Raw genomic sequence first — 26,424 nt, 5'->3', positions numbered from 1 at the left:
ACGGTCCTCAATACCATGGCGAAGACCGGTCAGCCGTGGGAAAACAAACTGCCCGCTTGACACGGTTGCTCTCCCGCCCGCGGGAGAGGGGAGTGACCCCCTGCGCAGATCTACCTTTGTCAGCAGTCTGAGGCGCCCCAGGCGCCTTTTTTCACGTCGACTCGCGGCTCAGCTTTCCCACCAGCGTCAGGATGTCGATGGGCAACGGAAACACGATCGTCGAGCTCTTGTCGCCGGCAATCTGCGTCAGCGTCTGCAGATAACGCAGTTGCATCGCTTGCGGTTCCCTTGCCAGCATCTGCGCGGCTTCCAGCAGCTTCACCGAGGCCTGCAACTCGCCCTCGGCATGAATCACCTTGGCGCGCCGTTCGCGCTCGGCCTCGGCCTGGCGCGCGATGGCGCGGATCATGGTTTCGTTGAGGTCGACGTGCTTGATCTCCACGTTGGAGACCTTGATGCCCCAGCTATCGGTCTGGGCATCGAGCGCTTTCTGGATGTCGATGTTGAGCTGCTCGCGCTCGGCCAGCATCTCGTCGAGCTCATGCTTGCCCAGCACCGAGCGCAAGGTGGTCTGCGCCAGCTGGCTGGTGGCCTCAAGGAAGTTCGCCACCTGGATGATGGCGCGCTCCGGGTCGATCACGCGGAAATACACCACCGCATTCACCTTGACCGACACGTTGTCGCGCGAGATCACGTCTTGCGGCGGCACGTCCATCACCACCGTACGCAAGTCCACGCGCACCATCTGCTGCACCGCCGGGATCAGGATCACCAGCCCTGGGCCTTTCACCTTCCAGAAGCGCCCCAGCATGAACACCACGCCGCGTTCGTACTCGCGCAGCACGCGGATCGAGGAAACGATGAGCAAGGCAATGATGAAGACCAGACCGCCTGCGCTGAATCCAAATGCCATGATCATGCTCCTTGGGTGGATGGGGGAATCGGGCCGGATGTCGTTCCAGACGCGTGGAGGGAGCGCACTTCGAGCAGCAGCCCATTGCGCCCGATGACCAGCACCGGCTCGCCGCGCGCCAGCGGCCGCAGGCTATGTACCCGCCAGCGCTCGCCACGCACCTCGGCCCAGCCGTCTTCCTGGAGATCGTCCAGGATCACGCCGGGCGTGCCGATCATCGCGTCGCCGCCGTTGATCGCGGGCATGCGCCGCGCGCGCCAGAGCAGCGTCCAGACGGCGAACAGGAACACCGCGCTGGCCAGTGCCAGGCTGCCGATCAGCCACAGCGGAATGCCGAAGCCGGGCACATTCGTATCGATCAGCATCACCGCCCCAAAGATAAAGGCGATGATGCCGCCCACGCCCAGCGCCCCAAAGGTGGGCAGGTATAGCTCCGCCACCATGCAGCCGATGCCCAGTGCGATCAGCCCCAGGCCCGCGTAGCTGACGGGCAGCATATGCAGCGCGAACAGCGCCAGCAGCAGGCAGATCGCGCCGCCAATGCCGGGTACCACCATGCCCGGCGTGGAGAACTCGAAGATCAGGCCGTAGATGCCGGCCATCATCAGGATCAGCGCCACGCTGGGATCGGTGATGACCTCCAGGAAGCTGTCGCGCCAGTCCGGCTCCAGCACCTGCACCGGCGCGTGCGCCGTGCGCAGCACGCGGTCCACGCCGGCGGCCTGGATGTGCTTGCCGTCCACGGCGCGCAGCAGTGCAGGCAGGTCGGGCGCGATCAGGTCCGCGACCTTCTGCGCGACCGCCTCGCTGGCCGACAGGCTGACCGCCTCGCGCACCGCGCGTTCGCCCCACTCGGCATTGCGCCCGCGCAATTGCGCCAGGCCGCGGATATAGGCCGAGGCGTCGTGCATCTGCTTGCGCTCCATGGTGTCCTGCGGCGGCGCGCCGGCAGGGGCGGAGGCTGGGGCCGCCTCTGGCTTCTGTGGCCCGCCGATGCCGATCTGCACCGGGCTGGCCGCGCCCAGGTTGGTGCCGGGCGCCATCGCGGCGATATGGCTGGCGTAGAGGATGTAGGTGCCGGCGCTGGCCGCGCGCGCGCCGCCCGGATAGACATAGCTCGCCACCGGTACCGGTGAGGCCAGGATGCCCTGGATGATCTCGCGCATCGACAGGTCCAGCCCGCCCGGGGTGTCCATTTCCAGCACGATCAGCTGCGCGCCGTCAGAGCGCGCGCGCGCCATGCCGCGCTCGATAAAGCTCGCGCTGGCCGGGCCGATCGCGCCTTTGAGCGGGATGACGAAAACGGGCGGGACAGCGCCGGTGGCCGCGGGCGCGCTCGCCTGCGCATTGGCCGGCGTGGCGGGGACCAGCGGCGTCGCCGCCAAGGCAACGAGGGCTAGCCAGAAGGCCGTTGCAAGCCATCGCAGGAGCATCGGGACATGCTTCATGGCAATGACGCCGGCACGTGGAGTGCAAACGCGGCGCCACTTCCAGTGTAGGCGACCGGGCACATCTTGCCCGGTGTGGCGGCAGCTGGCGGACTCAGGCGGCCGCGGCCAGTCCTGGCCGTGGGGCGCGGAATGTGTCGGCCAAGGCGCCCAGCGCGGTATTGGCCATGGCCGGATGCCAAGCCAGCAACGTGGTGACTTTGCCGGCCTGGCCGAGGTCGTGGAGGCTGATCTTGGGCAGGTCGCGGTACAGGCCAAGTACCGAGCGCGGCACAATCGCCACGCCAATGCCGGCTGCGGCACAAGCAATGATGGCGTGATACGAGCCCAGCTCCAGCACCCGGCGCGGCGGGCTGCCGCTGGCGCCGAACCAGGCTTCGAGCCGGCCGCGGTAATTGCAGCCGGACTCGAACGACAGCATGGTGCGGGTTTCCAGGTCTGCCGCGCTGTGTATGGGAGCATGGCGCTCGCGGGCGATCAGCACCAGCTCTTCCTCGAACGCCGGCAGCGACGCCAGCGCTGGATCGTCCAGCGGCTGGGCCACAAAGGCGCAGTCCACCTCGAAGCGCGCCAGCGCCTGCAAGGCCTGGCGCGTGGGGCAGGTCACCAGCTCAAGCTCCACGTCCGGCCACGCCTGGTGATAGGCGGCCAGCACGGCGGGCAGGCGGCTGGCCGCCGTGCTCTCCATCGAGGCGATGCGCAGGCGGCCTTGCGGCCTGGCCGGCAGCACGGCCTGGCGGGCTTCTTCGGCCAGGTCCAGCACGCGGCGGGCGTAGTCGAACAAAGTCTGTCCGGCCGGCGTCAGCACCATGCGCTTGCCGTCACGCAGGAACAGATCGACGCCGAGCGAGGCCTCCAGCTGGCGGATGCGGGTGGTGACGTTGGACTGCACGCGGTGCAGGCGGGTGGCGGCGCGGGTGATGCCGCCTTCCTCCACGACGCAGCGAAAGATTTCCAGGGAAGCCAGGTCCATTGCGATCCCCTTGCCGGGTGTGATGATGTAGTGATGACGAACAAACGATCATCTCTGAAAAAGATGATTGAGTTCTCAATTATTCATTTTTCGGTTCGTTGACCGGAGCGTAGCATGCGCCTATGAAATCCACATCCACACTGGCACCCCGCAACGCTGCCGCGCCGGCGCAGGCACAGCCTGGCGTCTGGGCCGTGGCCTTGGCGGGGCTGGTGGCGCTGGGCGTGGCGATGGGCGTTGGCCGCTTCGCCTTTACGCCGCTGCTGCCCATGATGCTGCACGACGGCAGCGTCACGCTGGGCGAGGGCGGCTGGCTGGCCACGCTGAACTACCTGGGCTACTTCGCCGGCGCCGCCGCTTGCCTGTTCATCCGGCCCGACCCGGCGCGCATGGTCCGGCTCGGCATGGTGGCCACCGTCGTGCTGACGCTTGGCATGGCCGCGCCCGGCGGCATGGCGGCCTGGGGCCTGTGGCGCGCCGCGGCCGGCGTGGCCAGCGCGATGGTCATGGTCTACGGCTCGGCCTGGTGCATGCACCGGCTGGCCGAACTGGGCCGGGCGTCGCTGGGTGGCGTGATCTTTTGCGGGCCGGGCATTGGCATCGTTATCACGGGCGTTTCCGTCTTTGCCATGGTGAGCGCCGGCTGGCGGGCCAGTTGGGGCTGGCTGGCCTTCGGCGTGCTGGCGGTGCTGCTGGTCAGCGCGGTCTGGCAAGTCTTCACGCCCGCGCCGCGCACCGCGCACGCAGCCGGCCCGGCCGCGTCGGCGCAAGCGGCGCCCCGGCTGGGCCGCGAGACCTGGCTGCTGACCTTTGCCTACGGCCTGGCGGGCTTCGGCTACATCATCACGGCCACGTTCCTGCCGGTGATCGCGCGCCAGGCCATGCCGGGCTCGCTGTGGGCAGACCTGTTCTGGCCCATCTTCGGCGTGGGGGTGACCATTGGCGCCTTCGTGGCCTCGCGCGTCAGCACGGAGCGCGACAATCGCCGGCTGCTGGCCTTTACCTATGTGATGCAGGCGATCGGCGTGGCCATCGCGGTGGTCTGGCCAACGGTGGCTGGTTTCGCGCTCAGCAGCATGCTGGCCGGGTTGCCGTTCAATGCGCTGGTGTCGTTCGCCATGCGCGAGGCGCGCCGGTTGTGGGGCGCACAGGCGCAGCGCCTGATGGGCCTGATGACCGCCAGCTACGGCCTTGGCCAGATCGTCGGGCCGCCGCTGGCCACGGCGCTGGTGGCACGCACCGGCGGCTTCGCCGCCTCGCTTGGTTGCGCAGTGGCGGCCCTGTTGCTGGGTGGCGCGATCTTCGCCTGGATGAGCCGGCAACAACGCAGATAATCCGGCCCTGCCAAGGTGCCGGGGCACGTCCTGACGCAGCGCCTGCCTTGCGCTACAGTATCGCCTTTGCCGCCCCCGGCGCCGGTTGGCTGAACCGGCGCGCGGCACCCGCGCGGCGCAGGAGCCGAACCATGTCCTTTGCCTTGCAGCCCGCCCGTGCCGCGGGCGCCACTCAACCCGTCACGCAAGCCGAGTCGCGCATGCGCGTCGACCTGGCGGCGGCTTACCGCTTGTGCGCCCGGCAGGGTTGGGACGACCTCATCTACACCCATATCTCTGCAGCTGTGCCGGATGAGCCCGATCACTTCCTGATCAATCCGTTCGGCTTTGCCTTCGACGAAATCCGCGCCAGCGACCTGGTCAAGATCAATGGCCGCGGCGAGGTGGTGGGCGACAGCACCCATGCGGTCAACGTCACCGGCTTCGCGCTGCATGGCGCGGTGCATGCAGCACGCCCCGATGCGGTGTGCGTGATGCACCTGCACAACAGCGCTGGCGTGTCGGTATCGGCCCAGGCCTGCGGCCTGCTGGCCCTTTCGCAGCACGCCTTGCGCTTCTATGGCCGGCTGGCCTATCACGACTACGAAGGCCTGGCGTTCACGCCCGCCGAGAGCGCGCGGCTGACCGCGTCGCTCGGCCGGCATCCCGCCATGCTGCTGCGCAACCATGGCACGCTGACGGTTGGCCGGACCGTGGCCGAGGCGTACGTGCTGATGGCGACGCTCATCAAGGCCTGCGAGATCCAGCTTGGCGCGCAGGCTGGCGGACAGGTCGTGCAGCCGCCGCATGCGCTGGCACAACGGGCGTCCGAGCAGCTTGACGACGGCGGCGCCGTCGAGGGCGAACTGGAATGGCCGTCGCTGTTGCGCAAACTCGATAGAATCGATGCTTCGTACCGCGACTGACTTTGACGGGTGCTGGCAGATCCCTCCGCGCATCGCCAGGGCAATCCGCAACGGACAGCGAAAAACAAAACGACAACAGGAAACAGGAAACAAGCCATGCCGACTTACCACGTAGAACTCTTCGAAGGCCGCACCATCGAGCAAAAGCGCAAGCTGGTCGAGGAAGTCACCCGCGTCACCTGCGAAACCCTCGGCTGCTCGGCCTCGGCCGTGGATATCATCATCACCGACATCAAGCGCGAGAACTGGTCCACCGGCGGCCAGCTGTGGGCTGACAAGAAGTAAGTCACGCGCAGCTACGCCGCAGACCGCCCCAGACAAAAACCGCTCCGGGCCAAAGGCCACAAGCCCCGACGCCCATGGCACGCGCCACGCCACCCGCCACGGATCTCCCCATGCAGCATTTCGCCTCCGACAACTACGCCGGCTTCTGTCCGGAGTCGCTCAAGTATTTCCTCGAAGCCAACGGCAGCGGCCACGAGCAGGCCTATGGCGACGATTCGTGGACGCAAAAAGTCTGTGACCGGATCCGCGAGCTGTTCCAGACCGATTGCGAGGTGTTTTTCGTCTTCAACGGCACCGCGGCGAACTCGCTGGCGCTGTCCGCGCTGTGCCAGTCCTACCACTCGGTGATCTGCCATGAGCTGGCACATATCGAGACCGATGAGTGCGGCGGCCCGGAGTTCTTCTCCAACGGCTCCAAGCTGCTGACCGCGCCTGGCGCCAACGGCAAGCTCACGCCCGAAGCGGTGGAAGCGCTGGTGACGCGCCGCTCCGATATCCACTATCCCAAGCCCAAGGTGGTGTCGCTGACGCAGTCGACCGAGGTCGGCACGGTGTACACGGTGGAGGAAGTGCGAGCCATTGCCGCCATCGCCAAGCGCCGCCAGTTGCGCGTGCACATGGACGGCGCGCGTTTCGCCAATGCCGTGGCATCGCTGGGCGTGCATCCGTCGGAGATCACCTGGCGCGCAGGCGTGGACGTGCTGTGCTTCGGCGGCACCAAGAACGGCCTGCCGGTGGGCGAGGCGGTGGTGTTCTTCGACCGCAAGCTGGCCGAGGACTTTGCTTACCGCGTCAAGCAGGCCGGGCAACTGGCTTCCAAGATGCGTTTTATCTCGGCCCCATGGCTGGGCTTGCTCGAGAACGATGTGTGGCTCGGCAACGCCCGCCATGCCAATGCCATGGCGCAGTTGCTGCATGAGCGCATCGCCACCATCCCCGGCGTGCGCATCATGTTCCCGACCGAGTCCAATGCTGTCTTTGCCGAGCTGCCGCTCGCGGCCATCGAGGCGCTGCGCGCCAAGGGCTGGCGCTTCTATACGTTTATCGGCGCCGGCGGCTGCCGCTTCATGTGCTCGTGGGATCTGCAGCCGGAAACCGTCGAGGCGCTGGCCGCGGATATGCGCGCGGCCTGCGGCGCGTGAATGCCGCCGCCCTTATAAAATGGCAACATAACAATACAAAATCAGGAGCTCCCGCATGGCCGTTTACCGATACTGTCCGCAATGTGGATCGCCGCTGGAATTGCTGCCGCATTCCGGGCGCGAACGTGATGCCTGCATCCAGCCAGAGTGCGGCTTTGTCCACTGGAACAACCCGCTGCCCGTGCTGGCCGCGGTGGTGGAATATGAAGGCAAGCTACTGCTGGCGCGCAATGCCGCGTGGCCTGAAAAAATGTTCGCGCTGGTGACCGGCTTCATGGAGCGCGACGAGACGCCGGAGCAGGGCGTGGCGCGGGAGCTCAAGGAAGAAACCAACCTGGACGCGCACTCGGTATCGCTGATCGGCGTGTACGAGTTCATGCGCAAGAACGAGCTGATCATCGCCTACCATGTGCAGGCGAGCGGCACCATCGCGTTGTCCGAGGAATTGGCCGACTACAAGCTGGTGGCGCCCGAGGACATGCGGATCTGGTCGGCGGGCACGGGCTTCGCGGTGGCCGACTGGCTGGCCTCGCGTGGCCATCCGGTGCGGTTCTTCGATCGCCAGACTGGCGAGGACATTCCCGACCCGCGCCGGCGCGAAGGCCTGGGACAGCCGGGCATTTCGCTACAATACCGGCCATAATCATCAGTCATCGATGCGACACGGCAGGCACGGTCCCATGGCCTAATGGCGACTAACGGCCACAACGGGCCATGCCGGACCCTGAGCGCACAGAACCAAGGAAGAGAGGAATGGAGTTCCAGAAAGAAGTAGATGCGCGCGGCCTGAACTGCCCGCTGCCGATCCTGCGCACCAAGAAGGCGCTGGCCGACATGCCCAGCGGCGACGTTCTCAAGATTCTCGCCACCGATCCCGGCGCCACGCGGGATTTCCAGGCGTTTGCCAAGCAGACCGGCAACGAACTGCTGTCGCACCAGGAAGTGGACAAGGTGTTCGTGTTCTACATGCGCCGGCGTTAAATCAACGACAGCTTGACGCGGGCGCGCCCCGCGCCAAATGAAAAAAGCCGCATTTCTGCGGCTTTTTTCATGGCTCCAGATCTTCAGGCATCTCAGATGCTATTGGCGCGCGCGCGCAGGTAGGTGCTGAATTCGTCCATCACCTCCGGGTGCTTGAGCGCAAATTCCACGGTGGCCTTCAGGTAGCCCAGCTTGCTGCCGCAGTCGTAGCGCACGCCCTTGTAGCGGTAGGCCAGCACCTGTTCCTGGCTGAGCAGGGACTGGATGGCATCGGTGAGCTGGAACTCGCCGCCCGCGCCCGGCTTGAGGTTGCGGATATGGTCGAAGATGCGCGGGGTCAGGATGTAGCGGCCAACCACGCCCAGGTTGGACGGCGCATTCTCGGGCGCCGGTTTCTCGACAATGTCCGACACCTTGATCACGCCTTCGTCCCATTCGCGGCCATCCACCACGCCGTAGGAGCGGCTCTGCTCCGGCGCGATCTCTTCCACGCCCAGCACCGAGCAGTTGTAGTGGCCGTACATGTCCACCATCTGCTTCATGACTGGCGGATCGCCATCCAGCAGGTCATCGGCCAGCATCACGGCGAACGGTGCGTCGCCCACCAGCTTTTCCGCGCAGAGCACGGCATGACCAAGGCCGAGCGCCTCGGGCTGGCGCACATAGAAGCATTCCACGTGCGACGGCTTGATCGAGCGCACCAGGCTGAGCAGGGCCTGCTTGTTCTTTGCCTCGAGCTCCGCTTCGAGCTCATAGGCCTTGTCGAAGTGATCTTCGATGGCGCGCTTGGAGCGGCCGGTGACGAAGATCATCTCGGTGATGCCCGCAGCCATGGCTTCTTCCACGGCGTACTGGATCAGGGGTTTGTCGACCACCGGCAGCATTTCCTTCGGGCTTGCCTTGGTAGCCGGCAAAAAACGAGTGCCGAGACCGGCTACCGGGAAGACAGCCTTGGTGACGCGGGTTTCCATATCGGTTTTCCTTATCAATTCGGTGTAGACAACCCTGCGGGTGATGCAAAGCTCATGCCGGCAAACGCTGTAGTTGATCCTGCAGCTTGACCAGCGTCTGTTCGAAATCCGACAGACGCTGGGTTTCTTGCGCGACGACGGCGGGCGGTGCCTTGGCGACGAAGCTCTCGTTGGACAGCTTGCCACGGCACTTGCCGAGTTCGGCGCTGATGCGCTCTATTTCCTTGGACAGGCGCACGCGTTCCGCGGCCACGTCGATTTCGATTTTCAGCAGCAGGTGGTTGCCGCCGACGATGGCCACCGGCGCGCCGGCACCTTCCGCCATCAGGGCATTCTGATCTTCGAATACCTTGACCTCCGAAAGTTTCGCCAGCGCCTGCACATAAGCCTGGGCCGACGTCAGGAACGCGCTGTCGCCCTCAGCGTACAGCGGAATGCGCTGGGCCGGCGAGATGTTCATTTCGCCGCGCAGGTTGCGGCAGGCGTCGACCACGGCCTTGAGCTGCGCGGTCCATTGCTCGGCGGCCTCGTCGATCTTTGCCATGGCGGGCAGGGGATAGGCCTGCAGCGCCAGCGTCTCGCTGCCGTCGCCCTTGGCGCGGCCGGCCAGCGGCGCTACCTTCTGCCACAGCTCTTCGGTGATGAAGGGGATGATCGGGTGGGCCAGGCGCAGCACGGTTTCCAGCACGCGCAGCAGCGTGCGGCGGGTGGCGCGCTGCTGCGCGGGCGTGCCGTTCTGGATCTGGACCTTGGCCAGTTCCAGGTACCAGTCGCAGTACTCGTCCCAGACGAACTTGTAGATGGCGCTGGCGATGTTGTCGAAGCGATACTCGGCAAAGCCCTTTTCCACTTCGGCTTCCACGCGCTGCAGCAGCGACACGATCCAGCGGTCCGGCTGCGAGAAATGCAGGTAGCCGTCGGGGCCGCAGTCGTTGCTGCACGGGCCCATGCCGCAGTCGTGCCCTTCGGTGTTCATCAGCACGAAGCGCGTGGCGTTCCACAGCTTGTTGCAGAAGTTGCGATAGCCTTCGCAACGGCCGGTGTCGAAGTTGATGTTACGGCCCAGCGTGGCCAGCGAGGCGAAGGTGAAACGCAGGGCATCGGCGCCGAACGCCGGAATGCCCTCGGGGAATTCCTTCTTGGTCTTTTTCTCGATCTTGGGCGCGTCCTTGGGACGGCGCAGGCCGGTGGTGCGCTTCTTGAGCAGCGGCTCGAGCTCGATGCCATCGATCAGGTCGACCGGGTCCAGGGTGTTGCCCTCGGACTTGCTCATCTTCTTGCCTTCCGAATCCCGCACCAGACCGTGCACATAGACGGTATGGAACGGCACCTTGCCGGTGAAGTGCTTGGTCATCATGACCATGCGCGCCACCCAGAAGAAGATGATGTCGTAACCGGTAACAAGTGCCGACGACGGTAGAAAATGTTGCAACTCCGGCGTCTCGGCGGGCCAGCCCAGCGACGAGAAGGGCACCAGGGCCGAGGAGAACCAGGTGTCGAGCACATCGTCCTCGCGGCGCAGCGGACCGGTGCTGCCGGCTGCGCGCGCCTGGGCCTGCGCCTCTTCCTCGGTACGGGCGACAAAGCACTTGCCGGCCTCGTCGTACCAGGCCGGGATCTGGTGGCCCCACCACAGCTGGCGCGAGATGCACCAGTCCTGGATGTTCTCCAGCCACTGGTTGTAGGTGCTGTTCCAGTTATCGGGGATCAGCTTGATCTCGCCGCTCTGCACGGCGTCCAGCGCCACTTCGGCAATCGAGCGGCCAGGGTGGAAGGTGCCTTCCGGCGCCGGCTTGCTCATGGCGACGAACCACTGGTCGGTCAGCATCGGCTCGATGGCGCTGCCAGTGCGCTCGCTGCGCGGCGTCATCAGCTTGTGCTTCTTGACCTCGGCCAGCAGGCCCTGGGCATCCAGGTCCGCCACGATGCGCTTGCGCGCCTCGAAGCGGTCCAGGCCGGCATAGGCGGCGGGCGCGTCGGCGACGATCTTGGCGTCGAGCGTCAGGATGGACAGCTGCGGCAGCTTGTGGCGCTGGCCAACCGCATAGTCGTTGAAATCATGGGCAGGCGTCACCTTGACCACGCCGGTGCCGAACTCGCGGTCGACGTAGTCGTCGGCGATCACCGGGATATCGCGGCCGGTGAGCGGCAGGCGCACGAACTTGCCGATCAGGTGCGCATAACGCTCGTCCTCCGGGTGCACCATCACGGCCACGTCGCCCAGCATGGTCTCGGGGCGGGTGGTGGCCACCGTCAGGTGGGTCAGGCCGTGCACGGTATCGGCTTCGGCCAGCGGATAGCGGATGTGCCACATCGAGCCATCTTCCTCGACGTTGTCCACTTCCAGGTCGGACACCGCGGTGCCCAGCACCGGATCCCAGTTGACCAGGCGCTTGCCGCGGTAGATCAGGCCTTGCTCGAACAGGCGCACGAAGACTTCGGTGACCGCCTTGGACATCTCCGGCGACATCGTGAAGTACTCATGGCTCCAGTCGATCGAGGCGCCCATGCGGCGGATCTGGCGCGTAATCGTCGAGCCGGACTCTTCCTTCCACTCCCACACCTTCTCGACGAACTTTTCGCGGCCTAGCTCATGGCGCGATACGCCTTGCGCTTCCAGCTGGCGCTCCACCACGATCTGGGTGGCGATGCCGGCGTGGTCGGTGCCCGGCACCCACAGGGTGTTGGCGCCGCTCATGCGGGCATGGCGGGCCAGGCCGTCCATGATGGTCTGGTTGAAGGCATGGCCCATGTGCAGCGTGCCGGTCACATTGGGCGGCGGCAGCTGGATGCAGAAGTCCGGACGGTCCGGGTCGAGGGTCGGCTTCGCGATGCCGCGCTTCTCCCACTCTGGGCCCCACTTGGCCTCAATGGCGGCGGGTTCGAAGCTCTTGGCAAGGGACTGGTCTTGGGCGGTCATGCTCGGATGTCGATGATTACGTCGGATTCTGCGGGCCAGGCGGGCAGGGGCAACGCGCCGGGAAAACATCAAATTATAGGGGAGGCGGGTGGGGGGCGCGCGATTTCGGCCCGGGATCGGCCGCGCGGCGTCATTTTGCCGGTGCATTGCCCTGCCTGAAAGTGCTCTGCTTACCTCTCGCGAGGGGATCCGCCGCGCTTTTTTGCGCCATTTTGCGTGGTTCCCGGCCCGCCGCCGGACGATCCCCCTGTCCGGCGGCCGGGGCCGCGCGGGCACGGGGGGCACCCCGGTATAATTCGGGGCACTCCACAAGGCCTTCCCGATGTCCGACCTGCTTGCCAATCTCAATGCTGAACAACTAGCCGCCGTCACTTTGCCCGACGAGCCGGCGCTGATCCTGGCTGGCGCGGGCAGCGGCAAGACGCGTGTGCTGACCACCCGCATCGCATGGCTGATCCAGAACGGCCGGGTGTCGCCCGCCGGCCTGCTGGCGGTGACCTTTACCAACAAGGCCGCCAAGGAAATGATGACGCGGCTGACGTCGATGCTGCCGATCAACACGCGCGGCATGTGGATCGGCACCTTCCACGGGTTGTGCAACCGCATGTTGCGCGCGCATTACCGCGATGCCGGCCTGCCGCAGACCTTTGCTATCCTCGACAGCCAGGACCAGCTCTCCGCCCTCAAGCGCCTGCTCAAGTCGCTGAACGTGGATGACGAGAAGTACCCGGCCAAGAACCTGCAGTACTTCATCAACAACGCCAAGGAGCAAGGCCTGCGCCCGGCCGACGTGGAGGCCAACGACGACTTCAACCGCCGCTTCGTCGATCTCTACGCCGCCTACGATGTGCAGTGCCAGCGCGAAGGCGTGGTCGACTTCGCCGAGCTGCTGCTGCGCTGCTACGAGCTGCTGCGCTACAACGACGCGATCCGCCAGCACTACCAGCACCGCTTCCGCCATGTGCTGGTGGACGAGTTCCAGGACACCAACGTGCTGCAGTACCAGTGGCTCAAGATGCTGGCCGGCTTCGGCACGCAGAACCCGGCCGCGGTGTTCGCGGTCGGCGACGACGACCAGAGCATCTACGCGTTCCGTGGCGCCAATGTCGGCAACATGCGCGACTTCGAGCACGAGTTCCGCGTGCGCCACATGATCAAGCTGGAGCAGAACTACCGCTCCCATGGCCACATCCTGGATTCAGCCAACCACCTGATTGCCCACAATTCGCGCCGCCTGGGCAAGAACCTGCGCACCGACGCGGGCCACGGCGAACCGGTGCGGGTGTACCAGGCCGGCACCGACGGCCAGGAAGCCGGCTGGATCGTGGAGGAAATCCGTGACCTGATCGCGCAGGGCATGAGCCGCTCGGAGATCGCCATCCTCTACCGCAGCAATGCGCAGTCGCGGGTGATCGAGCACGCGCTGTTCTCGGCCAGCATTTCCTATCGCGTGTACGGCGGCTTGCGCTTCTTCGAACGTGCCGAAGTCAAGCACGCGCTGGCTTACCTGCAGTTGCTGGAAAACCCGCGCAACGACGCTGCCTTTGGCCGCGTGGTGAATTTCCCCACGCGCGGCATCGGCGCGCGCTCGCTCGAAGCCCTGCAGGATGCGGCGCGCCAGTACAACTGCTCCCTGGCCGAAGCCGTGGCCTTCGTGCCCGGCAAGGCCGGCAGCACGCTGGGCGCCTTTGTGCGGCTGATCGAGCAGATGCGCGCCGAGACACGCCGCATGACGCTGCCGGAAACAGTCGAGTACGTCACCAATACCAGCGGCCTGATCACGCACTACCGCGCTGAAAAAGAAGGCCAGGACCGCATCGAGAACTTGCAGGAACTGGTGACGGCGGCGCAGGCGTTCGTGACGGAGGAAGGCTTTGGGCTGGATGCGCTGGCCAGCGCGATTCCGGTCGGGCGCGATGGCGCGCAGCCGCTGCCCGCGCTGGCCGAGGGCGACCAGGCCCAGCAGGTGCTGGACCCCGAGGCGCTGCCGGCGGTGATGACCCCGCTGGTTGCCTTCCTCACCCATGCCTCGCTGGAAGCCGGCGACAACCAGGCGCAGGCGGGCCAGGACGCCGTGCAGATGATGACGGTGCACGCCGCCAAGGGGCTGGAGTTCAACGCGGTCTTCATCACCGGGCTGGAAGAGGGGTTGTTCCCGCACGAGAACAGCGCCACGGAGGCCGACGGGCTGGAGGAAGAGCGTCGCCTGATGTACGTGGCCATCACGCGTGCGCGCGAGCGGCTCTATCTCTCGTTCGCGCAAAGCCGCGTGCTGCATGGGCAGATGCGCTATCACGTGCGCTCGCGCTTCTTCGAGGAGCTGCCTGAGGAATCGCTCAAGTGGCTGATGCCGCCTGCGCAGGCCTATGGCGGCGGCGGTGGTTCGCAGCGCCGCCAGCAGAACGAGGGCGGCTGGGGCCGCGACTGGTTCAAGAAGGCGGAGGACGTTCCCTATTCGGGCACCCAGCCTACCGGCGGCATGGACACCGGCAACGGCTATGCCGACGCCAAGCGCCAGGCCGGCTCCGGCTTGCGCATCGGCCAGAGCGTGTTCCACAACAAGTTTGGCGAAGGCGTGATCGCCGGGCTCGAAGGCGAGGGCGAAGCCGCCCGTGCAAATATCAAGTTCAAGCGCCACGGGGCCAAATGGCTGGTGCTGTCGGTCGCCAAGCTGGACCCGATCGACTGAGCGGACGGGCGCCCAGTCGACCAGGCAGAGGGATCAGTCCAGCTGGATGTTGCCCTCCTTGATCACCTTGGCCCATTCGGTGGTCTGGGCCTGGATGAACTTCGCCGCCTCGGCCGGCGTGCCGGCCACGATCTCCCCGCCCAGGCTGGTTACGCGCTCGCGATTCTCCGGCAGGTTGATGACCTTGCGGATCGCATCCGACAGGCGCTTGACGATTTCCGGCGGCGTGCCCGCCGGCAAGAACACGCCATTCCACTCGTAGACCTCGTAGTGCGGCACGCCTGCCTCGGCCAGCGTTGGCGTGTCCGGCAGGATGGCCGTGCGCTTGGCGCCGGTCACGCCCAGCACGCGCAGCTTGCCCGCGCGCACATGCTGCAGGCCCGACGCCGTGTTGGCGAAGAACACCGGCACCTGCCCGGCAATCACATCGGCCATGGCCGGGCCGCCGCCCTTGTACGGCACGTGCAGCAGGTCCAGCTTCATGCGCTGCGCGAACAGCGCGCCCGCCAGGTGCTGGGCCGAACCGTTGCCCGAGGACGCATAGGCAATGCTGCCCGGCTTGGCGCGTGCCATCGCGATCAACTCCTGCGTGGTCTTGGCCGGGAACTGCGGGTTCACGACCAGCATGTTGGGATACAGCGCCAGCACCGAGACCGGGATGAAGGACTTGACCGGGTCGTAGGGCAGCCGCTTGTAGAGCGAGGGGTTGGCGGCAAACGAGGCGGCGTCGAGCAGCACCGTATAGCCGTCCGGGGCGGACTTGGCGACCAGGTCCGTGCCGATCTGGCCGCCTGCGCCGGGCCGGTTGTCCACCACGATGGTCTGGCCCAGCTCCTGGCCCAGGCGCGGCGAGATCAAGCGGGCCATGGTATCGGCACCGCCGCCGGGCGCGTAGGTGACGACCAGCCGGATGGGCTTGGCCGCGGGCCAGGCCTGTGCGTGCGCAAGGCTGCTGGTGCCGGCAGCGAGCCAGAACAGGGCGGTGGCGCAAAGTCGGATCGGGAATCGCATGAGTCTCCTCGGAATGTGTAGGTCTGGGTGCTTGCGCCGGCCCGCGCTTGCGTCGCGCGGGGCTCAGCGAACCTCGGCGCGGTAGTGGAAATCGTCGGCATTGCCCAGCGTCTGGCGGAACTCCACGCGCCGGCCCGCCAGGTCAAACGCCACGCGGCTGACCGACAGCGCGGGATGGCCTTCTGGCAAGCTCAGCTGGGCGGCCTCGCGTGCGCCAAGCCGGGTGAAGCGCAGGTCGTCGACGGCGCGGCCGACCGTGACGCCGCAACGCTCGGCATACATCGGGTAGAGCAGGGGCGCGAACTCGGCCGGCTTGAGCGTGGCCAACGTGCCGAACAGCAGCGCCGGCAGCCAGATGGTCTCGAGCAGGCGGACCTGGCCTTCCCAGCCGCGCTGGCGCAATACGCGCAACACCGGCGTTCCCGCAGCCAGGCCAAGCTGCACGGCGACATCCGCCGGCGCCGCCAGCGTGCGCAGCGACACGATGCGCGACTCGGGAATCTCCGAGCCGGCATCGCCAAAGCGGAAGAACCGCGCCATGGTGGCGCCGGTCAGCGCGCCGCGCACAAAGGTGCCGCGGCCATGCACGCGTTCCAGCAAGCCTTCGTCCACCAGTGCCTGGATGGCGGCGCGCATGGTGCCCAGCGCCACGCCGTAGTGCTCCGCCAGTGCGCTCTCGGCCGCAATGGCGGTGCCGGAAGCCCATTCGCCGGCCAGGATGCGGCCCTTGAGCGCGGTCGCGATGCGGGCCCAGCGCGGCGCCGCCAGGCTGGCTGGCGTGGCGTCGAGGCCGGCTCCCGTCGGGTCGGGCAGGGCGGAACGGTCTGGCATTCGTGTCTCCATGCGTGCCCCGGCAGCGGTGCCTGTTCGGGGAGAGAGGTGGGCTCTAGTCATCTATAGGACTAGAGCATAGAATGGAGGGGCGTGGGTGTCAACCGGCGCTACCATTCATGGCGGCATGCGCCATTCCTTGGGCCAGAACATGTTCCAGATCGATTCCCATTTCCACGTGTTTTCCGCCGAGGCTCCCGCCGTGGGCGGGGCGCGCTACCGGCCCGCCTACGGCGCCAGCCTGGCGCAGTGGCAAGCCATTTCCGGGGCGCATGGCGTGCGCGCGGGCGTGGTGGTGCAGCCAAGTTTTTTTGGCTGCGACAACAGCGAGCTGGAAGCGGCGCTGGCGGCTTCACCCGCGCTGCGTGGTGTTTGCGTGGTGGGCCCGGAGGCATCCGCCGGCGAGCTGGCGCGGCTGCATGGCCTGGGCGTGCGCGGCCTGCGCTGGAATATGGTGGGGCGGCACGACGACGCATCATGGCGGGATGCGCGCTGGCCCGCGCTGCTGGAGGCGGCCCACGCGCTGGGCTGGCACCTGGAGTTGCACACCGATCCGGGCCGGCTCAACGAGCTGCGGGCCTGGCTGCCGGCGGTGCCGATCGCGCTGGTGCTGGATCATTTCGGCAAGCCCGCGCCGGGCGCGCAGGCAGATGCGCCGATGCTGGCTTGTGCCGCACACTGGCGCGGGCAGAGGGAGGTCTACGTCAAGCTGAGCGCGCCGTATCGCGTGGCGGCGGACCTGGCAGGCGTGGTGGCTGGCTGGCACCACTGCCTGGGCGAGCAAGGCTTGCTATGGGGATCGGACTGGCCTTGGACCAATCACGAGGCCGAGGCCGGCTATGCCGGCCTGCAGTGCAAGGTGTGGGAGTGGCTGGGCCCGCTGTGCGAGGCGCCGGACCGAAACGCGGCCCGGCTGTTCGGCCTGTGAGCCGCGTGACCCGGGTGACCCGGGTGGCCGCGGCGTGACCTGCCTTCAGGCGGCCAGGTCCGGCCTGCCGGCGGCTTCTTCCGGCACGACATTGAAGCAGCCGCGGTAAGTGGCGTAGAACGAGCAATACATGATCGCCAGCATCAGCAGCGAGTACGGCGTGACCAGGAAGGACAGCACCGCCTCAGCCCCCAATGCGCCGAACAACGCCTCCAGGAAGAACGGCACCGCCACCAGCAAGACCGCGAACACCACGCCATAGGCCAGGAACGCGCCACGGTTGCGCCAGCACGCGGTCCAGCTGAAGAACAGTGCTTTGACCGGCGGCACGTTGTGCCACGCGGTGAGCAGCGGCGCAAACCAGAACAGCATGGCAATCGGCGTGTACAACGCGGCCCCGATCATCAGCGCGAAGTAAAGCTGCCGCACGGATTCCGCCGACGGCGCTTCTTCCTTGAGCAGGATCGGCACCAGCGTGCTGATGTCCACCAGGCTGCCCGCGATGAGGCTCAGCACGAAGACCAGGCCTGCGTAGATGCCACCCAGCACCAGCAGGTTGCGGCTTGCCTGCTTGCCGTTGCCGCGAAATCCCGCCAGTAATACGGTCGGCAGCACGCGCTTGTTCAGGATCACCTCGCGGCAGGCGGTCATGATGCCGACCGACAGGCCCGGGGTGACCACCAGCAGCGCGATGATGCCGATCAGCGGCACGAACACGGCCAGTTGCGCGGCGATCAGGTAGACAAACAACAGCATCAGGAAGGCGAGCGGATTCTTGCGGAACAGCCAGACACCCTGGCGGAACCAGACATAACCTTCCTTGGCGGAGACTTCCAGTAATTGCATGACGGTCAGGTCCAGGGCAGCGCGGCGGCTTCGATGCGCCGGCGCAGGATGCGTTCAAAGTGGGTCGGGTCATGCGGTTGCAGCATGTCGGCCTCGCGTGGCAGGTAGAAGTCCCACAGGCGGGAAATCCAGAAGCGCAGTGCGCCGGCGCGCAGCATGTCGCGCCAGTGCTGCGCCTCGATGGGGCCCAGCGGCCTCACGGCATGATAAGCCCGCAGCAAGGCCTGGCCGCGGGCGGCGTCGAGCGCGCCGCTGGCCAGGTCGATGCACCAGTCGTTGACGGTGACGGCCAGGTCGAACAGCCACTTGTCGTTGCCGGCGAAGTAGAAATCGAAGAAGCCCCCCAGTTTCTCCTGCCCCGCCGGGCCAGCCTCGAACAGCGCGTTGTCACGGAACAGGTCGCAATGGCAAGGGCCGCCGGGCAGCGCCGCGTACTCCGCGCCGCCGAAGAAAGCGGTCTGGTGGGCCAGTTCCTCGCGCAACAACGCTTGCTGGCCGGCATCCAGGAAGGGCAGGATCTCGCCTTCCGTTTGCTGCCACCACGGCAGGCTGCGCAGGTTGGGCTGCTGGCGCGGATAGCTCTGGCCGGCAAGGTGCATGCGGGCGAGCATGTCACCCACTTGCGCGCAGTGCCCCACGCCTGGCGTCAGCTGCGAGCCGCCCGGCAGGCGCGTGACGATGGTCGCCGGCTTGCCCTTGAGGGCACGCAGGATCTCGCCGTCGCGCCCCGGGATGGGCGCCGGCACGCGGATGTCGTGCGCGGCCAGGTGGGCCATCAGGTGCAGGTAATACGGCAGTTGCTCGAACGTCAGGCGCTCGAAGATGGTCAGCACGTACTCGCGTGTGACACCGTCCTGCTCCATGGTCAGGAAGAAGTTACTGTTCTCGATGCCTGAGGCAATGCCGCGCAAGTCGCGCATTTCGCCCAGGTTGTAATCAAGGAGCCAACTGGCGATCTCGTCCGGCGAGACCGTGGTGAATACGGCCATACTCTTTGTGTGAATCGAAACGGATGGCGGCGGGCGCAAGCAGAGCTTGGCTTTCGCGGCACGGATGCCGGAAGCGCCGGCGCGGCCCCGCCGTGATCATCTGGCGGGGTCGTGTGAAATCGGAAAACAGAAAACAAGTAGCAGAAGCGAAAACCAGGACCCGGGAGCCGGGGTGCTAAAACCCGGCACGCCGACGCTCAGAATTGCAGCACTTTGACCGATGGTACGCGGTTCGTGTCGTGGTCCCGGATCTTCGGCGAGCTGTCTTCCGGCTTGCTCATCTGGTATTTGGTGCCCATGCCGGACTTGACCTCGATATCGGTGGCCTGGCCTTTGTTCTTGTATTCCCGGATCTGGGTGCCATCCCGCTCATTGAGCTGGAAGCTCGGTTCGCGCGGCTGGTTCAGCTGGGTCTTGGCCGGCGAGGTGATCGGCCGGTTGTTGATCTGGTTCAGCTCTTGCTGGGTCAGCGCGCCGCCTGCCTGCTCGGCCGGCTGCGCCATCACCGCGGCCGGGGCGCCAAGCGCCACCAATGCTGCAAAAGCCAGCGCGCGCAGGGCGGCCGGACGAGGGGCTCCAAGCGGCTCCGGCGCTTGCGCGCGGGCGGTGGCCAGGAGTGAGGGGGAGGTCATTGAAGGCTCCTGCGCGGCGCAGCAGGCCGGGGGCATGCTGCGCCACAAATGGCGCTGCAGCCCGGCGGCGCCGGGCTTTGGCAGTGTGTCAGGCTTCCATTCTAGCAATTCCTGCCCGCGCCGGGCCCCTTGCGGTGACCCTGCGGGCACCTTTGCGGGGCGGGTGGCGCGCGCGGAAGCAGCCTGGCGGGCCTGTTCTACCTGGCTTACAGGTAGAACATCTCTTCCTTGGGCGGGATCGGGTTGTCGCCACCGCGCTGCTCGTAGTACTCATATACCGCTTCGAGCACTTCGTGCGGCTCGTCCACGATCTTCATCAGGTCGAGGTCATGCTCGGCGATCAGGCCCATCGGCAGCAGGGTGAAGCGGAACCAGTCAAGCAGGCCCTTCCAGAAGCGGCTGCCGAACAGCACCACCGGCACGGCGCGGGACTTGCCGGTCTGCACCAGCGTCAGCACTTCGGCCAGCTCATCCAGCGTGCCGAAACCGCCCGGCATCACGATAAAGGCGTCCGAATTCTTGACGAAGGTGACCTTGCGCGTGAAGAAGTGGCGAAAGCGCATGGCGATGTCCTGGTAGGGATTGCCTTGCTGCTCGTGCGGAAGCTCGATGTTCAGGCCCACGCTGGCTGACTTGCCCGCGTGGGCGCCCTTGTTGGCCGCCTCCATGATGCCCGGGCCGCCGCCCGAGATCACCGCGAAGCCGGCGTCGGAGAACAGGCGGGCGATCTCGATGGTGCGCTGGTAGTAAGGTGAATCCTCGCGCAGGCGCGCGCTACCGTAGATCGATACCGCCGGGCGGATCTCCGAAAGGTACTCGGTCGCCTCGATGAACTCTGCCATAATCGTGAACATTTGCCACGAAGCGCGCGCCTTCTTTGCTGTCGCGCGGTCTTCGTCGGCCAGCGCACGCAGGCTGGGAATCATCTTGCGTGGGTTGGCGCGGATGCCGGCGGCGGGAGACGTATCTCCCGGGCCATCGGCAGCGGCGCTGACCGTCACGTTCACATCCATATCGGCCGCGGTGGTAATACTGCCTTGCGCGGCCTGCTTGAGGGCTGCCGCCGGGTTATCGGCGCCGGCTGCGTCGGAAGGGGGGGCGGCGTTCGCACCGCCTGCGGCGGCACCAGTCAATTTTGAGTCCATGGGAATGTCGGATAGTCCAAAAACACTCTTGCTCGTCGATGGGTCGAGCTATCTGTATCGTGCGTATCACGCTCTGCCGGACCTGAGGAACGGTGAGGGCCTGCCCACAGGGGCAATCTACGGCATGATCAATATGCTGCGCAAGCTGCGCAGCGATTTCCCGGCAGAGTATAGCGCCTGCGTGTTCGACGCCAAGGGTAAGACCTTCCGCGACGACCTGTATCCGGCCTACAAGGAGCATCGCCCGTCGATGCCCGAGGACCTGGCCAAGCAGATCGAGCCGATCCACGAAGCGGTGCGCGCGCTGGGCTGGCCCATCGTGGTGGTGGAAGGCGTGGAGGCGGACGACGTGATCGGCACGCTGGCGCGCCGGGCCACCGCCGAAGGCATGCGCACGGTGGTCTCCACCGGTGACAAGGACCTGGCGCAACTGGTCGACGACCACGTCACGCTGGTCAATACCATGAGCGGGGAAATCCTCGACCCGCCCGGCGTGGCCGCCAAGTTCGGCGTGCCGCCGGTGCGCATCGTCGACTATCTCTCGCTGATTGGCGACGCCGTGGACAACGTGCCCGGCGTGCCCAAGGTGGGCCCCAAGACCGCGGTCAAATGGCTGACCGAGTACGGCACGCTCGACGATGTCATGGCCAATGCCCCCGGCATCAAGGGCGTGGTGGGCGAGAACCTGCGCAACACACTGGCGTGGCTGCCCAAGGCGCGCGAGCTGGTGACGGTCAAGACCGATTGCGACCTGACGAGCTCGCTGGCCGACTTCCACCAGCTTGAGGGTGGCAGCGAGGACAAGGACAAGCTGATTGACTTCTTTGCGCGCTATGGATTCAAGACCTGGCTGCGCGAGGCCACCGGCGAAAGCCTGCCCAACCCGCGCGCCCAGGCACGCGCAAGCGCGGCGCCGCCTGCGGCCGGCGCCGCCGCGGCGGGAGCCGACCCGGGTCCGGCCCAGGGCGGCCTGTTCGACAGCGCCCCGGCCCCGGCCCAGATCCGCTATGAAACCGTGGCCACCGAGGCGGCGCTGGAGGCCTGGATGCGGCGCATCGAAACCGCGCCGCTGGTGTCCATCGATACCGAGACCACTTCGCTGGACCCGCTGCAGGCCCAGCTGGTCGGCATCTCGCTGTCGATCGAGCCAGGCGAAGCCTGCTATATCCCGGTGGCGCACCGCGGCCCGGACGTGGTGGGCCTGGAAGCCAATGGCCAGCTCACGCGCGAGGCCGTGCTGGCACGCATGCGCGCCTGGCTCGAAGACCCGTCGCGCGGCAAGGTCGGCCAGAACCTGAAGTACGATTCCCATGTCTTTGCCAATCACGGCGTCAGCCTGCGCGGCATCGTGCACGACACCATGCTGCAGAGCTACGTGCTGGCGTCCCATCGCAACCATGGCATGGACAGCCTGGCCGAGCGCCTGCTTGGCCTGAAGACCATCAGCTACGAGGAAGTGTGCGGCAAGGGCGCGAGCCAGATCGGCTTTGACCAGATCGACATCGCGCGCGCCACCGAGTACGCGGCCGAGGATGCCGACGTCACGCTGCGCCTGCATTGCAACATGTACCCGCAGGTCGAGGCGTTGCCGGGGGTGCATTACGTCTACGAAAAGATCGAGATGCCGGTCTCGGTGGTGCTGCAGAAGATCGAGCGCAACGGCGTGCTGATCGACGCCGAGCGCCTGGGCGCGCAAAGCACGCAGCTCGGCCAGCGCATGCTGACGCTGGAGCAGGCCGCGTACGAGGCCGCGGGCCAGCCTTTCAACCTGGGCTCGCCCAAGCAGATCGGCGAGATCCTGTTCGGCCAGATGAAGCTGCCGGTGGTCAAGAAGACCGCCAGCGGTGCGCCATCCACCGACGAAGAGGTGTTGCAGAAGCTGGCCGAGGATTACCCGCTGCCCAAGCTGCTGCTGGACTATCGCGGCCTGTCCAAGCTCAAGTCCACCTACACCGACAAGCTGCCGAAGATGGTCAACCCGGCCACCGGCCGCGTGCATACCAGCTACGGGCAGACCACGGCGGTGACCGGCCGGCTGGCTTCCACCGAGCCCAACCTGCAGAACATCCCGGTGCGCACCGAGGAAGGCCGGCGCATCCGCGAGGCCTTTATCGCCGGGCCGGGCAACGTGATCGTGTCGGCCGACTACTCGCAGATCGAGTTGCGCATCATGGCCCATATCTCTGGCGACGAGAACCTGATGCGCTCGTTCGCCGAGGGCGAGGACGTGCACCGCGCCACCGCCGCGGAGATCTTCGGCGTGGCGCCGGATGCCGTCAGCAGCGAGCAGCGCCGCTATGCCAAGGTCATCAACTTCGGCCTGATCTACGGCATGAGCGCCTTCGGCCTGGCCGGCAACCTCGGCATCGAGCGCGAGGCTGCCAAGCACTACATCGACCGCTATTTCATGCGCTATCCCGGCGTGGCGCGGTACATGGAAGAAACGCGCCAGACCGCGCGCGAGCAGGGCTTCGTCGAGACCGTGTTCGGGCGCCGCCTGTGGCTGCCGGACATCAATGGCGGTAACGGCCCGCGCCGCCAGGGCGCCGAGCGCGCCGCCATCAACGCGCCGATGCAGGGTACTGCCGCCGACCTGATCAAGCTGTCGATGATCGCGGTGCAGGACTGGCTGGAACGCGATGGCCTGGGCACGCGCCAGGTCATGCAGGTGCACGATGAACTGGTGCTGGAAGTGCCGCAGGCCGAGCTGGAACTGGTCAAGGTGAAGTTGCCGGAACTGATGTGCAACGTGGCTGAACTGCGTGTGCCGCTGGTGGCCGAGGTTGGCGCCGGCAGCAACTGGGAGGAGGCCCACTAAGCGCGCGGGGCGGCCTTCGGGGCCGCCCCGGGATTGCACCCGTCCCGGTATTCCTGCATCCTGGTTTCGATTGAAGCGACCGCTGAATCGGTGAATGGCGTCTTGCCAGTTGTGCTGCTGTGCAGCAGACTGATGAAAAGCCGAGGTCACTGGCTCGCGTCAGGCCCCGCAAAAGAATATCGACGACACTGGGTAGATCATGAGCACAGAGGGAAGGGCGCATCGCATCATCGTAGTCGGAGGAGGAGCAGGCGGGCTGGAGCTGGTCACGCGGCTGGGCGACAAGCTCGGCAAGGGCGGGGCCGCGCAGGTGGTACTGGTCGACCGCTCCCCCACGCATATCTGGAAACCGCTGCTGCATGAAGTTGCCGCCGGCAGCATGGATCCCCACACCCATCAACTCGAATACGTGGCGCAGGCCCGCTGGCATCATTTCGAATTCCAGCAAGGCGAGCTGACCGGCATCGACCGGGATCGCAAGACGATCTCGGTGGCGGCCTGTGTCGATCTCGACGGCACGGAGCTCTTGCCCGCACGCGATCTTTCCTATGACACCCTGGTGCTGGCGATTGGCTGCGTCACGCATTTCTTCGGCGTGCCCGGCGCCGCCGAGAACGCCATCGCGCTCGATACCGTGGACCAGGCGGAGCGCTTCCGCCGCAAGCTGATCTCGGCCTGCGTGCGCGCCCAGAACGGACGCGGGCGCATCGGCGAGGATGGCCGCCCGCGCGTGGATGTTGCCATCATCGGTGCCGGCGCCACCGGTGTCGAGCTCTCTGCCGAGTTGCGTAATACCGCGCACGTGCTCAGCGCCTATGGGCTGCATCAGCTTGATCCGCGCCGCGATGTGCGCATCCACGTGGTCGAGGCCGGCCCGCGCATCCTGCCCGCGCTGTCCGAGCGCGTGTCCACCGAAACCACCAAGCTGCTGCACAAGCTCGATATCGAAGTCCTCACCGCCGAGCGCGTGACCGAAGTCACCGAGGATGCGGTGCTGACCGCCAGCGGCAAGCGCATCGACGCCGACCTGACGGTGTGGGCCGCCGGCATTACCGCGCCGGCGGTGCTTTCCACCCTGGGCCTGCCGGTCAGCCGCATGGGCCAGATCATCGTCAAGCCCACGCTGCAAAGCGAGATCGATCCCGATATCTTTGCCTTTGGCGACTGCGCCAGCTGCCCCTGGCCCGAGAAGCAGGGCGCCGTGCCGCCGCGCGCCCAGGCCGCGCACCAGCAGGCCACGTTCCTCTACGGCGCGCTGCGCGCGCGCCTGGACGGCAAGCCGCTGCCGTCTTTTGGGTTCAAGGACCTGGGCTCGCTGGTGTCGCTGGGGCATTTCAGCGCGGTCGGCAGCCTGATGGGCGGCCTGATCGGCGGCTCCATGTTTATCGAAGGGTTGATGGCGCGCGTGATGTACAGCTCCCTGTACCGCATGCACGTCATGGCGTTGCACGGCGCCGTGGGCATGGGGCTGGATACCGTGACCCACTGGCTGCGCAGCAAGACCAGCCCGCGCGTCAAGCTGCACTGACACGCGCCGGCGCAGGGCGAATCGCACTGCGAATCGCCCCGCTTGCCGGCCGCGTGCGCTGGACTCCATGTTTGCTTAGAATCGGATCTCGCCACGGCGGCGGTGCCGCGCCGTGCGTTGTCCATCCAGATTCGCCATCCATGTCAGACAGGAGACCGCATGCTGAAGCCAGAAGTCGACAGCCTCGTACCCAGCCAGTCCTATGACCGCCGCGCGTTCGTCAAGACGGCGCTGGGTTCGGCCTTTGCCGCAGCAGCCTTGCCTGTGATGGCACAGGCCATCAAGACCGATTTCGCAGGCCTTGCCGCCGGCGAGGTGACGATTCCCTCGGGCGGCTTCAACATGCCGGCGTACCGCGCCCAGCCGGAAGGCAAGACCAACCTGCCGGTGGTGCTGGTGGTGAGCGAGATCTTCGGCGTACATGAGCACATCGCCGACATCTGCCGGCGCTTTGCCAAGCTGGGCTACCTCGCCATCGCGCCGGAGCTGTTCGCGCGCCAGGGCGACCCAAGCAGCTTCGGCACCATCCAGGAACTGCAGGCGAAGCTGATCTCCAAGGTCCCTGATGAACAAGTGATGGGAGACCTCGACGCGGCGACGGCCTGGGCCAAGGCCAACGGCGGCAACACCAGCCGCCTGGCCATTACCGGCTTCTGCTGGGGCGGGCGCATTACCTGGCTGTACGCCGCGCACAGCCAGCAGGTGAAGGCAGGCGTGGCCTGGTATGGCCAGCTGGTGGGCGAGCCGACCCCGATCAAGCCGCGCAACCCGATCGACCTGGCCGGCCAGCTCAAGGTGCCGGTGCTGGGCCTCTACGGCGGCAAGGACACCGGCATCACGCAGGAACAGGTCGAGAAGATGAAGGCGGCGCTGGCGGCATCAAGCGACCCCTTTGCCAAGGCTTCCACGTTCGTGGTCTACCCGGAATCCGGCCATGCCTTCAACGCGGACTACCGCCCGAGTTACCGGGAAGCGGATGCCAAGGACGGCTGGCAGCGTTGCCTGGCCTGGTTCAAGCAGCACGGGGTTTGAGGCGCGGCACGCCCTGGTGCGCATTTGCAGCAGGGTGCGGCGCTGTCGCGCCCGTAGCCAGGAGCGGCTTGTGCCACGGGATTTGCAAAATCGGCTGCAACCT

General features: G+C 66.5%; 22 protein-coding genes. 11 read left to right on the top strand and 11 right to left on the bottom strand.

What is annotated here, in order from left to right; all coding sequences use genetic code 11:
* Positions 1-151: 151 nt before the first annotated feature.
* From AC1RQK_RS36725 to AC1RQK_RS36715, 3 genes are all read right to left on the bottom strand, one after another.
* Positions 152-913 (bottom strand): slipin family protein, encoded by a 762-nt coding sequence (locus AC1RQK_RS36725; RefSeq protein ID WP_183036254.1) that lies wholly within the window; start codon positions 911-913, stop codon positions 152-154.
* Between the two features lie 2 nt (positions 914-915).
* Positions 916-2,361: an NfeD family protein gene (locus AC1RQK_RS36720; RefSeq protein ID WP_492376621.1), complete on the bottom strand. Its 1,446-nt coding sequence runs from the start codon at positions 2,359-2,361 to the stop codon at positions 916-918.
* 94 nt (positions 2,362-2,455) lie between these two features.
* Complete coding sequence (locus tag AC1RQK_RS36715) at positions 2,456-3,334, bottom strand: LysR family transcriptional regulator (protein WP_492376620.1); 879 nt, start codon at positions 3,332-3,334, stop codon at positions 2,456-2,458.
* Between the two features lie 122 nt (positions 3,335-3,456).
* Here AC1RQK_RS36715 and AC1RQK_RS36710 point away from each other — a divergent pair, with 122 nt between their 5' ends.
* The 6 genes from AC1RQK_RS36710 (at position 3,457) to AC1RQK_RS36685 (ending at position 7,981) form a co-directional block, all read left to right on the top strand.
* Positions 3,457-4,668 carry a YbfB/YjiJ family MFS transporter gene (locus tag AC1RQK_RS36710; protein WP_492814309.1) on the top strand — a complete coding sequence of 404 codons (1,212 nt, stop codon included), beginning with the start codon at positions 3,457-3,459 and terminating at the stop codon, positions 4,666-4,668.
* Positions 4,669-4,799: 131 nt separating this feature from the next.
* Positions 4,800-5,573, top strand: a complete 774-nt coding sequence (locus AC1RQK_RS36705; RefSeq protein ID WP_492376619.1) for a class II aldolase/adducin family protein — start codon at positions 4,800-4,802, stop codon at positions 5,571-5,573.
* Between the two features lie 96 nt (positions 5,574-5,669).
* A complete protein-coding gene (locus tag AC1RQK_RS36700; protein ID WP_043348354.1) occupies positions 5,670-5,858 on the top strand; it encodes a 4-oxalocrotonate tautomerase in 189 nt (62 codons plus the stop codon).
* Positions 5,859-5,968: 110 nt separating this feature from the next.
* A complete protein-coding gene (locus tag AC1RQK_RS36695; RefSeq protein WP_492376618.1) occupies positions 5,969-7,000 on the top strand; it encodes a threonine aldolase family protein in 1,032 nt (343 codons plus the stop codon).
* 55 nt (positions 7,001-7,055) lie between these two features.
* Entirely contained in the window at positions 7,056-7,643 is a 588-nt protein-coding gene (locus AC1RQK_RS36690) for an NUDIX hydrolase (protein ID WP_043348348.1), read from the top strand.
* 110 nt (positions 7,644-7,753) lie between these two features.
* Positions 7,754-7,981: a sulfurtransferase TusA family protein gene (locus AC1RQK_RS36685; protein WP_043348346.1), complete on the top strand. Its 228-nt coding sequence runs from the start codon at positions 7,754-7,756 to the stop codon at positions 7,979-7,981.
* A 92-nt stretch (positions 7,982-8,073) separates the two neighbouring features.
* Here the strand turns inward: AC1RQK_RS36685 and galU are convergent, their stop codons facing one another.
* Positions 8,074-8,952 carry a UTP--glucose-1-phosphate uridylyltransferase GalU gene (gene galU, locus AC1RQK_RS36680; RefSeq protein WP_459371554.1) on the bottom strand — a complete coding sequence of 293 codons (879 nt, stop codon included), beginning with the start codon at positions 8,950-8,952 and terminating at the stop codon, positions 8,074-8,076.
* A 52-nt stretch (positions 8,953-9,004) separates the two neighbouring features.
* The gene (locus AC1RQK_RS36675; RefSeq protein ID WP_492814305.1) at positions 9,005-11,872 is read right to left on the bottom strand and encodes a valine--tRNA ligase; all 2,868 of its coding nucleotides are present in this window, start codon (positions 11,870-11,872) and stop codon (positions 9,005-9,007) included.
* Positions 11,873-12,194: 322 nt separating this feature from the next.
* Here AC1RQK_RS36675 and AC1RQK_RS36670 point away from each other — a divergent pair, with 322 nt between their 5' ends.
* Positions 12,195-14,561 (top strand): UvrD-helicase domain-containing protein, encoded by a 2,367-nt coding sequence (locus AC1RQK_RS36670; RefSeq protein ID WP_492373991.1) that lies wholly within the window; start codon positions 12,195-12,197, stop codon positions 14,559-14,561.
* Positions 14,562-14,594: 33 nt separating this feature from the next.
* Here AC1RQK_RS36670 and AC1RQK_RS36665 read toward each other — a convergent pair whose 3' ends face one another.
* Positions 14,595-15,572 (bottom strand): tripartite tricarboxylate transporter substrate binding protein, encoded by a 978-nt coding sequence (locus AC1RQK_RS36665; RefSeq protein WP_492814302.1) that lies wholly within the window; start codon positions 15,570-15,572, stop codon positions 14,595-14,597.
* A gap of 63 nt (positions 15,573-15,635) precedes the next feature.
* Positions 15,636-16,403, bottom strand: a complete 768-nt coding sequence (locus tag AC1RQK_RS36660) for a GntR family transcriptional regulator (protein WP_492814300.1) — start codon at positions 16,401-16,403, stop codon at positions 15,636-15,638.
* 127 nt (positions 16,404-16,530) lie between these two features.
* Between AC1RQK_RS36660 and AC1RQK_RS36655 the strand changes: the two genes are divergently transcribed.
* Positions 16,531-17,331, top strand: coding sequence for an amidohydrolase family protein (locus AC1RQK_RS36655; protein WP_492814299.1), 801 nt, complete (start codon positions 16,531-16,533; stop codon positions 17,329-17,331).
* A 45-nt stretch (positions 17,332-17,376) separates the two neighbouring features.
* On the opposite strand, the gene AC1RQK_RS36650 is transcribed toward AC1RQK_RS36655, so the two are convergent.
* From AC1RQK_RS36650 to AC1RQK_RS36635, 4 genes are all read right to left on the bottom strand, one after another.
* Positions 17,377-18,177: a BPSS1780 family membrane protein gene (locus tag AC1RQK_RS36650; protein WP_006159000.1), complete on the bottom strand. Its 801-nt coding sequence runs from the start codon at positions 18,175-18,177 to the stop codon at positions 17,377-17,379.
* A gap of 5 nt (positions 18,178-18,182) precedes the next feature.
* A complete protein-coding gene (locus AC1RQK_RS36645) occupies positions 18,183-19,166 on the bottom strand; it encodes a homoserine kinase (protein WP_492814296.1) in 984 nt (327 codons plus the stop codon).
* Positions 19,167-19,363: 197 nt separating this feature from the next.
* The gene (locus tag AC1RQK_RS36640; RefSeq protein ID WP_492373995.1) at positions 19,364-19,798 is read right to left on the bottom strand and encodes a hypothetical protein; all 435 of its coding nucleotides are present in this window, start codon (positions 19,796-19,798) and stop codon (positions 19,364-19,366) included.
* 206 nt (positions 19,799-20,004) lie between these two features.
* Complete coding sequence (locus AC1RQK_RS36635) at positions 20,005-20,943, bottom strand: LOG family protein (RefSeq protein WP_254615357.1); 939 nt, start codon at positions 20,941-20,943, stop codon at positions 20,005-20,007.
* A 4-nt stretch (positions 20,944-20,947) separates the two neighbouring features.
* On the opposite strand from AC1RQK_RS36635, the gene polA reads away from it, so the two are divergent.
* From polA to AC1RQK_RS36620, 3 genes are all read left to right on the top strand, one after another.
* Complete coding sequence (gene polA / locus AC1RQK_RS36630; RefSeq protein WP_492373996.1) at positions 20,948-23,761, top strand: DNA polymerase I; 2,814 nt, start codon at positions 20,948-20,950, stop codon at positions 23,759-23,761.
* 199 nt (positions 23,762-23,960) lie between these two features.
* Positions 23,961-25,289, top strand: coding sequence for an NAD(P)/FAD-dependent oxidoreductase (locus AC1RQK_RS36625; protein WP_492373997.1), 1,329 nt, complete (start codon positions 23,961-23,963; stop codon positions 25,287-25,289).
* Between the two features lie 159 nt (positions 25,290-25,448).
* The gene (locus AC1RQK_RS36620) at positions 25,449-26,321 is read left to right on the top strand and encodes a dienelactone hydrolase family protein (RefSeq protein ID WP_492373998.1); all 873 of its coding nucleotides are present in this window, start codon (positions 25,449-25,451) and stop codon (positions 26,319-26,321) included.
* Positions 26,322-26,424: the final 103 nt, after the last annotated feature.

It is taken from the genome of Cupriavidus sp. GW822-FHT02D05, assembly GCF_058802485.1.
The sequence above is the reverse complement of the archived record's forward strand: the minus strand, read 5'-3'. Positions and strand labels throughout refer to the sequence as shown.